Source organism: Bradyrhizobium sp. Ken01 (genome assembly GCF_055807355.1).
Genome location: NZ_JBVVPC010000030.1, coordinates 64,967 through 77,951, shown reverse-complemented (window position 1 = coordinate 77,951; position 12,985 = coordinate 64,967). Strand labels below are relative to the sequence as shown.

Here is a 12,985-nt window from a genome sequence, read left to right as displayed (position 1 = left end):
TTATGATGACCCAGCGATCGCTTGCCGGACCGTAAGTCCGTCGGGCTTGCCGGAACAGCGCTTCCGCCGGTCGCAAGCCTCATTCAACCAACGCCGTCTTGCGCGCGCCGCCTTGCGTGCCTGAGCGCGCGCATGGAGCGCTTCCGATGTCCCGCCTTTCCGTGCTTTTCTCGGCTTTGTTCGTTCTCGCCGCCGGCCTTTCGCCTGTCGCCGCCGAGGACAAGACCATCACCGTGTTCGCGGCAGCCTCGATGAAGAACGCGCTCGACGAGGTCGACGCGGCCTACACCGCCAGGACCGGCGTCAAGTTCAGCGTCAGCTACGCCGCAAGCTCCGTGCTCGCCAGGCAGATCGAGCAGGGCGCGCCGGCCGATGTGTTCGTCTCCGCCGACACCGACTGGATGGACTACGCGATCTCCAAGAAGACCATCAACGAGTCGACCCGGGTCAATCTGCTCGGCAACAGCATCGTGCTGATCGCGCCGAAGGATTCCAAGATCGACAACGTCGCCATCGCACACGGCTTCGACCTCGCAAAACTCGCCGGCGACGGCAGGATCGCGACCGGCGACGTCAAGTCCGTACCGGTTGGGAAGTACGCCAAGGCGGCGCTTACGAGCCTGGGCGCCTGGCAGGCGGCCGAGCCGAAATTCGCCATGGCCGAGAGCGTGCGTGCCGCGCTGACGCTGGTCGCGCGCGGCGAGGCCAATCTCGGCATCGTCTATTCCACCGATGCCAAGGTCGAGCCCGGTGTGAAGATCGTCGGCACCTTCCCGGCGGATTCGCATCCCGCGATCATCTATCCCTTCGCTGCGACCACGTCAGCAAAGGGCGAGACCAGCGACTATCTCGCCTTCCTGCGCTCGACCGCCGCCAAGACCATTCTGGAAAAATACGGTTTCAAGTTCCTGATCAGCCCCTCCACTTGATTTTGCGATTTGATGCTCGACATCTCTCCCGCCGAATGGACGGCGATCCTGCTCTCGCTCAGGGTTGCCGTGATCGCGACGCTGGTGGCAACGCCGTTCGGCATTGCGCTGGCATGGTTGCTCGCGCGGCGTGATTTCTGGGGCAAGTCGGTGCTCGATGCGCTGATGCATCTGCCGCTGGTGCTGCCGCCCGTCGTCACCGGCTATCTGCTGCTGCTGACCTTCGGCCGCCGCGGCCTCGTCGGCGGCTTTCTGGCGGACCATCTCGGCATCGTCTTCGCCTTCCGCTGGACCGGTGCTGCGCTTGCCTGCGGCCTGATGGCGTTTCCGCTGCTGGTGCGCCCGATGCGGTTGTCGATCGAGGCGATCGACCGCCGGCTCGAGCAGGCCGCCGAGACGCTCGGCGCCACTCCTTTCAAAGTGTTCTTCACGGTGACGTTGCCCTTGGCGCTGCCTGGCGTGCTCGCCGGCATGGTGCTGGGTTTTGCCAAAGCGATCGGCGAGTTCGGCGCCACTATCACCTTCGTGTCCAACATTCCCGGAGAGACCCAGACGATTTCGTCCGCGATTTATTCGCTGATCCAGACCCCCGATGGCGACGCCGCCGCGGGACGGCTCGTGATCGTCTCGATCGTGCTCGCGCTCGGTGCGCTGATCGCCGCCGAATGGTTCGCCCGCCGCGCCACCGCGCGCCTGCACGGGAATTGACCATGCTGCGCGTCGACATCGAAAAGAAGCTCGGCGAGTTTTCGCTGTCCGCCGCCTTCGAAAGCGAGGGCCGCGTCATCGGCCTGTTCGGAGCGTCGGGCGCCGGCAAGACCTCGCTGGTCAACATGATCGCGGGGCTGCTGCGGCCCGACCGCGGCACCATCGTGATCGACGGCGAGACTGTCGACGACAGCGCGGCCGGCATTCATGTCCCGACCTGGCGCCGCCGCATCGGCTATGTGTTCCAGGATGCGCGGCTGTTTCCGCATCTCAACGTCGCGCAAAATCTCGACTATGGCAGGCGGATGAACGGCCTCGCGCCCGATCCGGCGCAGCACAAGCGCGTCATCGAGCTGCTCGACATCGGCGCGCTGCAGGGGCGCCGCCCCGGAAAGCTCTCCGGCGGCGAGCGCCAGCGCGTCGCGCTCGGCCGCGCACTGCTGTCGAGGCCGCGCCTGCTGCTGCTCGACGAGCCGCTCGGCGCGCTCGACGAGGGCCGCAAGCTGGAGATCCTGCCCTATCTGGTGCGGCTGCGCGACGAGGCCAAGGTCCCCATGGTCTATGTCAGCCACGACGTCGCCGAGCTGCGCCAGCTCGCGACGCAGATCGTGATGCTGAAGCAGGGCCGGGTGACGTCGTTCGGCGGGGTGAAGGTGCTGACGTGAGGGAGGTGGCGGCTTGCCGGAACACGCTTCCGCTCCGCGCCCGCTGTCATGCCCCGCGAAGGCGGGGCATCCAGTACGCCGCGGCCCCTCGATTCAATCACGACCGCCTCTGGAATACTGGATTGCCCGCCTTCGCGGGCAATGACAGCGGGGGCTAACGCCCCTTCCGCCGCTTCGGCTTCAGTGCGCTAAACACGCTTTCCAAATCCTCGCTCGCCGGCGCCGCATCGTCATCCAGATGCAGCCGGCTCTCGACATGCAAAAAATGCTCGCGCGAAACCGCGATGGCACGCGCGACGTCGCGGGCGCGAAGGGCTTCGACGATGGCGCCGTGCTCGTCCACCGCGCAGATCGAATCACTGGCGGGTTCGTAGACCGAGACCATCACCGAGGACCGGCTGAGCAGATCGGCGAGGAAGTACGACAGCTCCGCGTTGCCGAGCGCTTCCACCAGATGAACGTGGAACGCGCCCGACAGCCGCACCGAGGCGGCGCGGTCGCCGCGCGTGGCGGCGGCGCGCTCCTCGGCGAGATGCGCCGTCAGCCGCTCGATCAGGGCATCGTCGACACGACGCACGAGCTGCGTCAGCACGCCGGCCTCGAGCACGCGATGCGCCTCGTAGACGCTGCGGACGTCGTCGAGCGTCGGACGCGGCACGCGAGCGCCGCGGTTGGGGATCATCTCCAGCCGCCGCTCGGCGCCGAGCCGATGCAGCACCTTGCGGATGCGCTCGCGCGAGACGCCGAAGATCTCGGCCAGCGGCGGCTCGGCGAGCTTGGCGCCGGCCTTCAGCTTGCCTTCCAGCAGCGCGTGCAGGATGGCCTGATAGACCGCCTCGTCCTCCGCCGGATTGGCCTTGCCGTTCCTCTTGCCGCTTCCCTTGTCGTCTCGCCTACGCTGCGTCGCCATGGTGGTAGCTAGGCCCAAAGACTGCGCAGCGTCACCTCCAAAAAATGTGCACATTTGCCTTGTCGGCATGCAGGCGCCGCGCAGGGGGCAGGATCACCATCCGCTCAGCCCATTGATACAACTCATAATTAATAAAATGTGCACATTTGGCACGGCGCTTGCTGCGTCCTCGCTGCAAGCTTTACGCACAACAAACGGGACATGCCCATGCACACCCCCTCCCGACGCAGCGTTTTGACCTCCGGCGCGGCCCTGGCCGCGATCATTGCCGCCCCGGCGCGGCTGCGCGCCGCGCCCAGGGAGATCGTCATCGGCGGCCCCGCGGGCGCCGCGAAATATTTCAATGCCGATTTGTTTCCCGTGCTGGAGAAGAAGCTCGACTGCAAGGTGCTCTATGAGGGCACCAACTCGCTGACCAATCTCCAGAAGATGCAGGCTGACAAGGCCGCGCCGAAAATCTCCGTCGTCATCATGGACGATCCGGTGATGCTGCCGGCAGCCAGCGACGGCCTGATCACCAAGATGTCGGCATCGTCGATCGCCAACCTCGGCAAGCTGGTCGACGGCTCGGTGCATCAGGACGGAATGTGGGCGAACTATCAGCGGCCCTGGGCCGGCATCGCCTATTCGACCAAGCGCATGAAGACGGCGCCCGCAAAGTGGTCCGACCTGTGGGACGCGAAATATGCCTCCAAGGTGATCGTGCCGTCGCTGTCGAACACCGAAGGATTCTGGACGCTGCTCGCGGCCGCCCATCTCGAGACCGGCAAGCCCTACAAGGAGGCGCAGTACGAGATCGACGCCGCCTTCAAGAAGGTGAAGGAGCTGAGGGCCAACCTCCTGAACGTCTACACCAACGCGCCGCAGGCCATCAATCTGATGGAGCAGGGCGAGGCGTGGATGATCGGCGGCCAATTCTCGGCCTACACGCTGATCCGCAAGGCGGAAGGATCACCGGTCGATCTCGCCGTTCCGCAGGACGGCGGCTTTGCGATGCCGTCGGGCATCGCGAAGGTGAACGGCGCACCGGCCGGTGATCTCGCCGATGCCGTGATCGACTTCTTCCTGAGCCCGGAAGCGCAGATCATCCTCGCCGACAAGGCTTTCGTCGCGCCCACCAACAAGGGCACGCCGACGCCGGCGGGCTTCCCGGACCCGGCTTCGCTGTTCGGGCCGGACTGGGCATTCGTGGCCAAGAACCGCGCCTCCTGGGTCGACCGCTGGAGCAAGGAGATGACATGAGCGAGGCCGCCCCGCATCTCGTCGTTCGCGGCGTCTCCAAGACATACGGACCCACGACAGTCCTCGACCACATCGACCTGACCATCCGGCGCGGCGAGCTGGTCACGCTGCTCGGCCCGTCCGGTTGCGGCAAGACCACGCTGCTCCGTGCCATCGCCGGCCTGGCGCAACCAGACACCGGCAAGGTCGAGCTCGCCGGGCGCGACGTCACCCACGTGCCCCCGCACAAGCGCAATGTCGGCGTGGTGTTCCAGAGCTACGCGCTGTTTCCGCATCTCACCGTCGCCGGCAACATCGCATTCGGGCTGAAGGTGCGCGGCGCGGCCAGGCGCGAGATCGATGCTGCAGTGGAACGCGCGCTGTCACTGGTCAAGCTCGGCCATCTCGCCGGTCGACGCATCACGGCGCTGTCGGGCGGCCAGCAGCAGCGCGTGGCCCTGGCGCGCGCCATCGCTGTCGAGCCCGATGTGCTGCTGTTCGACGAAGCGCTGTCGGCGCTCGATCGGAAGTTGCGCGAGGAGATGCAGGTCGAGCTGCGCCGCCTGCTCCAGGACGTGAAGGCCACCGCGATCTTCGTGACGCATGACCAGGACGAAGCGCTGACCATGTCCGACCGCGTCGCGGTCATGAACAAGGGACGCATCGAGCAGCTCGCCGAGCCGCGCGAACTGTATCTGCGTCCCGCAAGCCTGTTCGCACTCAACTTCGTCGGCCTCTCGACGCGAATTGCCGGCACGGTGCTAGCGGCTGGCAACGGCCAGGTCGAGGTCGAGACCAAGGTCGGCCGCTTGTCCGCGCTCGGCAACTTCCAGGCGGGTTCGCCCGTCATCGTCGCAGCGCGCCCCGAGCAGTTGCGGATCGGCGAGCAGGGCGATGCGAATACGGCCGCGGGCCGGGTCCGCTCCGTGGTATTCCAGGGCTCGCGCACGCTGGTCGAGGTCGATGCCGGGGCCGGTGAAAGCCTGCTCGCAGAGCTCTCCGGGCGCGACGGCGCGATCCCCGCTGTGCATGACGAGATCCGCCTGAGCTGGCCGGTGACCGAGACCTTTGCATTTCCGATGGAGGCGCAGGCATGACCGAGGCGGCCCTTCCGGCACCTTTGGCCGCGCCTTCGGTCGACCGCGAGCGGCTCGCCGCGATCGGATTCGTGCTGCCGTCCTTCGTCATCATCGCCGGCGTTTTCGCGCTGCCGCTGGTGCTGCTGCTCGGCGTCAGCATCGTCGATGCCAACGGGCTGACCTTCGCCAACTACAAGCGCCTGCTCGGCACGCCCTATTATCTCGGCGTGGTCTGGAATTCCCTGCGGCTCGGGCTGCTGACGACGCTGATCGCTTTCCTGATCAGCTATCCCGCCGCCTTTGCGCTCGCCCGCGCCCGCGGGCCGTTGCGCTCCGTGCTGCTGGCGACGCTGTTTCTGCCCTTGGCGGCCAGCGTCATCGTCAAGGCGTTTGCCTGGACGATCCTGTTGCGCAGCGACGGCATCGTCAACGAGACGCTGATCGCGCTCGGCATCATCGAAGACCCGATCCGGATGATTTTCACCGAGACGGCGCTGATCGTTGGCGCTGTCAACATCTTCCTACCGTTCATGATCCTGCCGATCTATGCGATCGTGGCGCAGCTCGATCCGCGCTATGCCGAAGCCGCCGCCACGCTCGGCGCCTCGCCGGTCGTGACGTTCTTTCGCGTGATCCTGCCGTTGACCTTGCCCGGCATCGTCGCTGGCGTGGCGCTGGTGTTCTCGCTCTCGGTCTCCGCCTATGTGGTGCCAACGCTCCTGATTGGCGAAAAATACCCGACGCTCGCGACTGCCATTGCAAAAGCCTATCTGCTGGCGCGCGAACCCGGCTTCGGTGCCGCCGCCGGCGTCGTGCTGCTGGCGATCGCGATCGCGATCGTTGCGCTCAGTGCGCGCCTGTCGCGGGAGCCGAAATGATGAGGCGCGCCGCAATCATCGTCTGCTGGGTGATGGCGATCGGGCTGGCCCTGTTCCTGATCGCGCCGCTGCTGGTGATCGCCGCCGCGAGCTTCTCGCCGACACCGGTGTTCGACCTGCCGCTGACCGGCGCATCGACGCGCTGGTACGGCAAGATCGGCCGGCTCGACGGCTTCTGGCCGTCGCTGCTGCTGTCGCTTCAGATCGCGCTGCTGTCGACGGCGATCTCGCTGATATCAGGCACGCTCGCGGTGATCGCGATCGCGCGCGGAAAGCTGCCGGGCGCCGGCATCTTTGCGACCGCGCTGGTTTCGCCGCTGATGATGCCGGGCCTCGTGCTCGGCATCGCGCTGCTGCAGGGCTTTCGCGCCGTCGGTTTCACCGCGCCCTGGGCGACGCTGCTGGTCGCACATCTCGTCATCACGCTACCCTATGTCGCGCGCACGATGATCGCGGGTCTCGCGCGGTTCGACTTCACGTTGATCGAGGCGGCGCGAACGCTCGGCTGCACCTATCCCGGCAGCGTATTGCGGGTGATGGTGCCCGCGCTGGCGCCGTCATTCCTGATCGCGGGAATCTTCTCGTTCCTGGCCTCGTTCGACAATTATCCGGTATCGATCTTCCTCGCCGACGTCCGCACCAAGACGCTGCCGATCCGCATGCTGCAATATATCGAGGAGGCGCCCGACCCGACGCTCGCGGCGCTCTCCACCCTCATCCTCGCGGGCACGGTGATCCTGCTGTTCGTCAGCGACCGCGTCGTCGGCCTGCATCGCATGGCCGGAACCACGGACTGATTCCATGAGCGAAGCAAAGCAACCCGTCTCACATCGCGACTTCGTCGGCTATCGCGGCAAGCTGCCGAACCCGCACTGGCCGAACGGCGCGCGCGTCGCGGTGTCGCTGGTGGTGAATTTCGAGGAGGGCTCGGAGTTTTCCGTCAACGACGGCGATGTGGCCAACGAGGCGATCTACGAAGTGGTCCACAAGCTCGACGGCCCGGATTCCTGCATCGACAGTCATTTCGAATACGGCACGCGCGCTGCATGGTGGCGCATCATGGACCTGTTCGACGCCTACGGCGTCAAGGCGACAGTGAGCTCCTGCGGCCGTGCGGTCGAACGCTCGCCGGAGCTGGCGCGCGATGCCATTGCCCGCGGCCACGAGGTCTCGGCCCATGGCTGGCGCTGGCAGAGCCACGCCGACATGGATGAAGCGAGCGAGCGCGAAATCATTGCCAGGACCGTGGCGGCGATCGAGCGCGCCACCGGGCAGCGCCCGGTTGGCTGGCACACGCGCTCGGCGACCTCACCGAACACGCGGCGGCTCCTGGTCGAGGACGGCGGCTTCCTCTACGACAGTGACGCCTATAACGACGACTTGCCCTACTACAAGGAGGTCGCCGGCAAGCAGCATCTGGTGCTGCCCTACGCTTTCGACACCAACGACATGCAGTATTACAACGCCGCGCGTTTCAGCGGAAACGACTTCGCCGACTATGTCATCGACGCCTTCGAATGGCTCAAGCGCGAAGGCGAGACGGCACCAAAGATGATGTCGATCGGGTTGCATCTGCGCATGATCGGCCGCCCCGGCCGGATCGGCGCGCTGGAGCGCATTCTCACGCATATCACGAAGAGCGGCGCCGCCTGGGTCGCGCCGCGAGCGGCGATCGCGCGGCATTGGATGGTAGCGGTGCCGGCCGAGTGATCCTCGCCGACACCGCTACCGAGACCCGCCACTACCAGCCGCGATCGACGTTGCGCACCTCTCCCGTTCGCGCGTCCACGTCGACCTCCATCCAGCGGCCGGCGCGATCACGACCATCGATCTGCCATTCATCGCCGAGGAACTCGGTGTGCGAGACGGTCATGACGCCGATATCGGTGGCGACGTCGAGCGCGACCTGCATCGAGATCTGATCGCCGGTGTCATAGGCCATCGCGGGCGCGGCCGATCCGAGGCCGATCGCGACGATCGCGGGCAAGATGAGCTTTCGCATGGGTTACTCCTGTCGGAAGCCTATACGCCGCTAAGAACGACCGGCATCACGGAGCGTTCCGGGAGCAGCGGTCACGAAGACGCGCAAATCTTCGGCGGTTGCGGCGATTTGGTGGCGGTTCCCGCGCTGTCGCCATCGCTCTCCGCCGTCGTCCTGGCGAAAGCCAGGACCAATTACCCCAGGGAGGAGTGGTGGGGGGCAGATCGTCACCACCAGCACTCGCAAAACAGCTGACGGTGGCTATGGGTCCTGGCCTTCGCCAGGACGACATCGGGGAGGCATATCGCTTCAACGATTCTCACGGCCACGACGCGCGAAACGCTGCTAAACCCCGGCCACCGACGTCCACAGATCCGCAAGCTTGCGCCGCAGGACCTGCCTGCGCGTCAATGGCGCGGGCGTTTCCTCGTCTTCCGGCAGGCGCAGACCGACGACGTTGACGCGGCCACCGGAGATCGAGCGCGCCACGAGCACGATCGGGTCCAGCACGAGCTCCGCCCCCTCTTTCGGCGCGCGGTCGAGATGGACGTCGAAATAATCAGCGAGCGTGTGCCCGCTCTCATCCTCGCTCACCTTCACGCCGTAAATCTCCGCGAGCTCGGCCAGCGTGTGCTCGCCGGAGACCATGAAGTCGCCCAGCAGATGCGGGTCCGGCGCCGAGCTCGGCTGCATGTCGACGAAGAAGCGGTCGAGCGATTCGGCCTTTTCCGGCGGCGCCAGCAGATAGATGTAATCGCCGGCCGCGATCGGCTCGGCTTCCGTCGGCGTCAAGATGTTTTCGTTGCGGATCACCAGCGTCGGCTTCGACCAGGACGGGATCAGCCCGCGACGGAAATACAGGCTCTTGGGCCGCACCGGATAGCCGACGAGCTGCTGCTCGAGCTGGCCGGGCAGGTCCAATTCGACCCGGCGCGGGCCACGCTCGGCGCGCGGCAGCGCCACGTGCAACTTGCGCGCGGCCGGCGCCAGGGTCCAGCCTTGCAGCAGGAGCGAGATGATGACGACGACGAAGGCGACGTCGAAATAGAGATAGGCCTTCGACAGCCCGACCAGCATCGGGATCGAGGCCAGGAAGATCGCGACCGCGCCGCGCAGACCGGTCCAGGCGATGAAGATCTTTTCGCGCCAGTTGAAGCGGAACGGTGCGAGGCACACGAACACGGCGATCGGCCGCGCCACCAGCATCAGGACGAATGCGATCCCGACCGCCGGCACCACGCTGCCGCCGAGCCGGCTCGGCGAGACCAGCAGGCCGAGCAGCACGAACATCACGATCTGGGCCAGCCAGGTCGCGGCGTCCAGGAAGGCCACCACCGAATTATGCGCGCGCGTCGGGCGGTTGCCGATGATGATACCGGCGAGATAGACCGCGAGGAATCCCGAGGCATGCATGATCTGCGAGCCGCCGAAGATGACGAGCGCGGCGGTGGTGACAAACGGCGCGTGGAGGCCCTGCGGCAGCGCGACCTTGTTGAGCGCGATGACGACCAGACGCCCGCCGATCACCCCGACGACGGCGCCCAGCACGGCCTCCTGGGCGAACTCCATCAGCACGTGCGCGGCCGTGCCCGTTCCGAGCGAGATGTATTCGACCAGCATCAGGGTCAGGAAGATCGCGAAGGGATCGTTGGTGCCGGATTCCACCTCCAGCGTCGCGCCGACGCGCGGGCGCAGGCGCAGACCCTGGGTATGCACCAGCAGGAACACTGCGGCCGCGTCAGTCGAGGCCACCACGGCGCCGACCAGCAGCGACTCCGTCCAGTTGAGATCGAGCGCATATTTCGCGAACGGTGCCGTGATCAGCGCGGTCAGCAGCACGCCGACGGTCGCGAGCACCATGGAAGGCGCGAGCACGGTGCGGATGCTGGCAAAGCGGGTCCGCAGGCCGCCGTCGAACAGGATCAGTGCGAGCGCGACCGAGCCGACCAGATAGGTGGTGCGGACGTCGTCGAATTGCAGCTGCCCGGGACCGGAATCGCCCGCGAGCATGCCGATCGCGAGGAAGACGAGCAGAAGGGGCGCGCCGAAGCGCAGCGCAAGCAGGCTTGACAGGATCCCGGCCAACACCAGGACGGCGCCGAGCAATATGGCGAGGCTGACAGTGTCGAGGGAAGCCATCCACCTTCCGGGTACGAAATCGCTGGAATTGCATCCTTATCGTCGGCGGACTCTCACGCCAACCCATTTTCTCCCGCTCGCGGCGATCTGCCCGCATTTTGCGGCCTTAACGCACTTCACTTAGCGGTGTATCGGTGGTCCCGCCGGGCCCTTTGTGGGATTCTCCGGCGCGCTCGAATCAATGCCTCCCGACGACTTCCCCACGAGACCGATGGACATGGACCTCAAAGACTTCATGGAGTTCGTGCAGACCACCGCGCGCAGCGTCGGGGCGGAAATCTCCTCGCCCTGGTTCTACCTGCAATTCGGGCTCATTCTGGCCGCGGCCGGCATCGCCTATGCCACGGAAGCCGCCGTTCGCAGCCGGGTCGACATGACCTCGCTGGCGATGCGCTGGCCGCTGCCGCTCCGGCACTTCGCCCGGGTGATGGTCTCCAGCGCCTCGACGGCGGCGTTCACCCTGCTCGTGATCGTCTCGCGCGTGGTCATGTACCACGCGACCTGGCCGAGCCGCAGCTATCTCCTGATGGTCGCCGCCAAGCTGGGGCTGGCTTGGCTCGCGGTCCGGCTGGTGACCTCGGTGCTGCGCAACGCCTTCATCGTCAAGCTGGTGTCGATCACGGCCTGGTTCGTCGCGGCGCTCTCCATCGTGGGCCAGCTCGATGCGACGGTCGACCTGCTCGACTCCTTCGCCATCGTGCTCGGCGGGCTGCGGCTGACGCCGCTGCTCGTGATCAAGGCCGGCGCGCTGCTGCTCATCGCGCTCTGGCTCACCAACATCGCCAGCAATTTCGCCGAGAGCCGGATCAACTCGACCACAGATCTGACGCCATCGGTGCAGGTGCTGCTGGTCAAGATCATCCGCATCGGCCTGCTTGCGGTCGCGATCGTGATCGCGCTCGGCACGGTCGGCATCGATCTCTCGGCGCTCGCGGTGTTCTCCGGCGCGGTCGGCGTCGGCATCGGTATCGGCCTGCAGAAGATCGTCGCCAATTTCATCTCGGGCATCATCCTGCTCGCCGACAAATCGGTGAAGCCCGGCGACCTCGTCACCATCGGCGACAACACCGGGCGGATCAGCGCGATGAAGACGCGCTATATCTCCGTCGCCGCCGGCGATGGCCGCGAATTCCTGGTGCCGAACGAGGATCTGGTGACGCAGAAGGTCGTCAACTGGACCTACACCGACAAGAACACGCTGGTGAAGATCGCCTTCGGCACCAATTACGACGCGGACCCGCGGCTGGTCTGCAAGCTCGCCGCCGAGACCGCGGCCGCGCATCCGCGCGCGCAGAAGGGCAAGCCGCCGAATTGCATCCTGACCGAATTCGCCGAAGCCGGGATGAAGTTCTCGCTGACCTTCTGGATCGCCGACCCCGACGGCATGGACAGCGTCAAGAGCGACGTGATGCTGGCGCTGTGGGACGCCTTCAAGCGCGAGGGCATCCGGGTTCCCTACCCCGTCCGCGAAATCCGCGTCCGCGGCGGCGCCCTGCCGGTGGAAACCACCGTAGAAGTCCCGAATTGAGCCGGCTTTCGGGCGCATGCCCGCCAAGCTTGGCTTGCATGAAGGCTCGCGATCATTAAATTAGGGCCTTAAATCAGACCCTTGCGCCCACCTCGATACCGGCCCCGTGCCGAGAAGACCGCATCCGCATGAGCTACGTTGAAGCTTCCGATACCTCGCTCCGCAAGACCGGACAGATCAAGCTGCATGGACCAAGCGCCTTTGCCGGCATGCGCAAGGCGGGCGCGCTGGTGGCGAAGTGTCTCGACGAGCTCACCGACATCGTCGGGCCCGGCGTTCCGACCGAGCGCATCGACCAGTTCGTCCGCGACTTCGCCTTCAGCAACAATGCCTATCCGGCGACGCTGATGTATCGCGGCTACCGCTATTCGACCTGCACCTCGCTCAACCACGTGGTCTGCCACGGCATGCCCGGCGACCGTCCGCTGAAAGAGGGCGACATCGTCAACATCGACGTCACCTTCATCGTCGACGGCTGGTACGGCGATTCCAGCCGGATGTATGCGGTCGGCCCGATCGCGCGCAAGGCCGAGCGGCTGATCGAGGTGACCTATGAGGCGATGATGCGCGGCATCGCCGCGGTGAAGCCCGGCGCCACCACCGGTGACATCGGCCACGCCATCCAGAGTTTCGTCGAGCCGCAGGCCATGAGCGTGGTGCGCGATTTCTGCGGCCATGGCCTCGGGCGCATGTTCCACGACGAGCCGAACATCATCCATATCGGCCGGCCCGGCGAAGGCGTGCAGCTCAAGCCCGGCATGTTCTTCACCATCGAGCCGATGATCAATCTCGGCAAGCCGCATGTGAAGATCCTCTCCGACGGCTGGACCGCCGTGACCCGCGACCGCTCGCTGTCGGCGCAGTTCGAGCATTCGGTCGGCGTCACCGCCACCGGCGTCGAGATCTTCACGCTGTCGGAGCGGCACGGCGAGAAGCAGATCGGGTGA

The 12,985-nt window shown here is 66.0% G+C and carries 13 protein-coding genes; 10 read left to right on the top strand and 3 right to left on the bottom strand.

Annotated elements, in window-relative coordinates; all coding sequences use genetic code 11:
- The first annotated feature begins 146 nt into the window (after nt 1–146).
- From modA to modC, 3 genes are read left to right on the top strand one after another with little or no spacing between them, the layout of a single operon-like run.
- Nucleotides 147–929, top strand: coding sequence for a molybdate ABC transporter substrate-binding protein (gene modA / locus AC0L3S_RS25960; protein ID WP_473282137.1), 783 nt, complete (start codon nt 147–149; stop codon nt 927–929).
- Between the two features lie 12 nt (nt 930–941).
- Complete coding sequence (gene modB, locus AC0L3S_RS25955; protein WP_473265094.1) at nt 942–1,637, top strand: molybdate ABC transporter permease subunit; 696 nt, start codon at nt 942–944, stop codon at nt 1,635–1,637.
- Nucleotides 1,638–1,639: 2 nt separating this feature from the next.
- Nucleotides 1,640–2,302, top strand: a complete 663-nt coding sequence (gene modC / locus AC0L3S_RS25950) for a molybdenum ABC transporter ATP-binding protein (protein WP_473265093.1) — start codon at nt 1,640–1,642, stop codon at nt 2,300–2,302.
- Between the two features lie 154 nt (nt 2,303–2,456).
- Here modC and AC0L3S_RS25945 read toward each other — a convergent pair whose 3' ends face one another.
- Nucleotides 2,457–3,212, bottom strand: a complete 756-nt coding sequence (locus AC0L3S_RS25945) for a GntR family transcriptional regulator (RefSeq protein ID WP_473265092.1) — start codon at nt 3,210–3,212, stop codon at nt 2,457–2,459.
- Between the two features lie 207 nt (nt 3,213–3,419).
- Here AC0L3S_RS25945 and AC0L3S_RS25940 point away from each other — a divergent pair, with 207 nt between their 5' ends.
- The 5 genes from AC0L3S_RS25940 to AC0L3S_RS25920 are packed head-to-tail and all read left to right on the top strand — an operon-like array spanning nt 3,420 to nt 8,100.
- Nucleotides 3,420–4,454, top strand: a complete 1,035-nt coding sequence (locus AC0L3S_RS25940) for an extracellular solute-binding protein (RefSeq protein ID WP_473282135.1) — start codon at nt 3,420–3,422, stop codon at nt 4,452–4,454.
- A complete protein-coding gene (locus AC0L3S_RS25935; protein ID WP_473282133.1) occupies nt 4,451–5,530 on the top strand; it encodes an ABC transporter ATP-binding protein in 1,080 nt (359 codons plus the stop codon). The genes AC0L3S_RS25940 and AC0L3S_RS25935 overlap by 4 nt, the downstream gene beginning before the upstream one ends.
- Nucleotides 5,527–6,390, top strand: coding sequence for an ABC transporter permease (locus tag AC0L3S_RS25930; RefSeq protein WP_473282131.1), 864 nt, complete (start codon nt 5,527–5,529; stop codon nt 6,388–6,390). Before AC0L3S_RS25935 ends, AC0L3S_RS25930 begins: the two co-directional genes overlap by 4 nt.
- Nucleotides 6,390–7,187 carry an ABC transporter permease gene (locus tag AC0L3S_RS25925; RefSeq protein WP_473282129.1) on the top strand — a complete coding sequence of 266 codons (798 nt, stop codon included), beginning with the start codon at nt 6,390–6,392 and terminating at the stop codon, nt 7,185–7,187. Before AC0L3S_RS25930 ends, AC0L3S_RS25925 begins: the two co-directional genes overlap by 1 nt.
- A 4-nt stretch (nt 7,188–7,191) precedes the next feature.
- Nucleotides 7,192–8,100 (top strand): polysaccharide deacetylase family protein, encoded by a 909-nt coding sequence (locus tag AC0L3S_RS25920; RefSeq protein WP_473282127.1) that lies wholly within the window; start codon nt 7,192–7,194, stop codon nt 8,098–8,100.
- A gap of 31 nt (nt 8,101–8,131) precedes the next feature.
- Here the strand turns inward: AC0L3S_RS25920 and AC0L3S_RS25915 are convergent, their stop codons facing one another.
- Both AC0L3S_RS25915 and AC0L3S_RS25910 read right to left on the bottom strand, forming a co-directional pair.
- Nucleotides 8,132–8,392, bottom strand: coding sequence for a PepSY domain-containing protein (locus tag AC0L3S_RS25915; RefSeq protein WP_473265086.1), 261 nt, complete (start codon nt 8,390–8,392; stop codon nt 8,132–8,134).
- Between the two features lie 324 nt (nt 8,393–8,716).
- Complete coding sequence (locus AC0L3S_RS25910) at nt 8,717–10,510, bottom strand: potassium/proton antiporter (protein WP_473282125.1); 1,794 nt, start codon at nt 10,508–10,510, stop codon at nt 8,717–8,719.
- Between the two features lie 211 nt (nt 10,511–10,721).
- On the opposite strand from AC0L3S_RS25910, the gene AC0L3S_RS25905 reads away from it, so the two are divergent.
- Together AC0L3S_RS25905 and map are read left to right on the top strand one after the other, a co-directional pair.
- A complete protein-coding gene (locus AC0L3S_RS25905; RefSeq protein ID WP_473282123.1) occupies nt 10,722–12,038 on the top strand; it encodes a mechanosensitive ion channel family protein in 1,317 nt (438 codons plus the stop codon).
- Between the two features lie 128 nt (nt 12,039–12,166).
- Complete coding sequence (gene map, locus AC0L3S_RS25900; RefSeq protein WP_007597786.1) at nt 12,167–12,985, top strand: type I methionyl aminopeptidase; 819 nt, start codon at nt 12,167–12,169, stop codon at nt 12,983–12,985.

Coding starts and splice junctions, on each gene's coding strand:
- modA (WP_473282137.1), top strand. CDS start 147: ATGTCCCGCCTTTCCGTGCTTTTCTCGGCTTTGTTCGTTCTCGCCGCC.
- modB (WP_473265094.1), top strand. CDS start 942: ATGCTCGACATCTCTCCCGCCGAATGGACGGCGATCCTGCTCTCGCTC.
- modC (WP_473265093.1), top strand. CDS start 1,640: ATGCTGCGCGTCGACATCGAAAAGAAGCTCGGCGAGTTTTCGCTGTCC.
- AC0L3S_RS25945 (WP_473265092.1), bottom strand. CDS start 3,212: ATGGCGACGCAGCGTAGGCGAGACGACAAGGGAAGCGGCAAGAGGAAC.
- AC0L3S_RS25940 (WP_473282135.1), top strand. CDS start 3,420: ATGCACACCCCCTCCCGACGCAGCGTTTTGACCTCCGGCGCGGCCCTG.
- AC0L3S_RS25935 (WP_473282133.1), top strand. CDS start 4,451: ATGAGCGAGGCCGCCCCGCATCTCGTCGTTCGCGGCGTCTCCAAGACA.
- AC0L3S_RS25930 (WP_473282131.1), top strand. CDS start 5,527: ATGACCGAGGCGGCCCTTCCGGCACCTTTGGCCGCGCCTTCGGTCGAC.
- AC0L3S_RS25925 (WP_473282129.1), top strand. CDS start 6,390: ATGAGGCGCGCCGCAATCATCGTCTGCTGGGTGATGGCGATCGGGCTG.
- AC0L3S_RS25920 (WP_473282127.1), top strand. CDS start 7,192: ATGAGCGAAGCAAAGCAACCCGTCTCACATCGCGACTTCGTCGGCTAT.
- AC0L3S_RS25915 (WP_473265086.1), bottom strand. CDS start 8,392: ATGCGAAAGCTCATCTTGCCCGCGATCGTCGCGATCGGCCTCGGATCG.
- AC0L3S_RS25910 (WP_473282125.1), bottom strand. CDS start 10,510: ATGGCTTCCCTCGACACTGTCAGCCTCGCCATATTGCTCGGCGCCGTC.
- AC0L3S_RS25905 (WP_473282123.1), top strand. CDS start 10,722: ATGGACATGGACCTCAAAGACTTCATGGAGTTCGTGCAGACCACCGCG.
- map (WP_007597786.1), top strand. CDS start 12,167: ATGAGCTACGTTGAAGCTTCCGATACCTCGCTCCGCAAGACCGGACAG.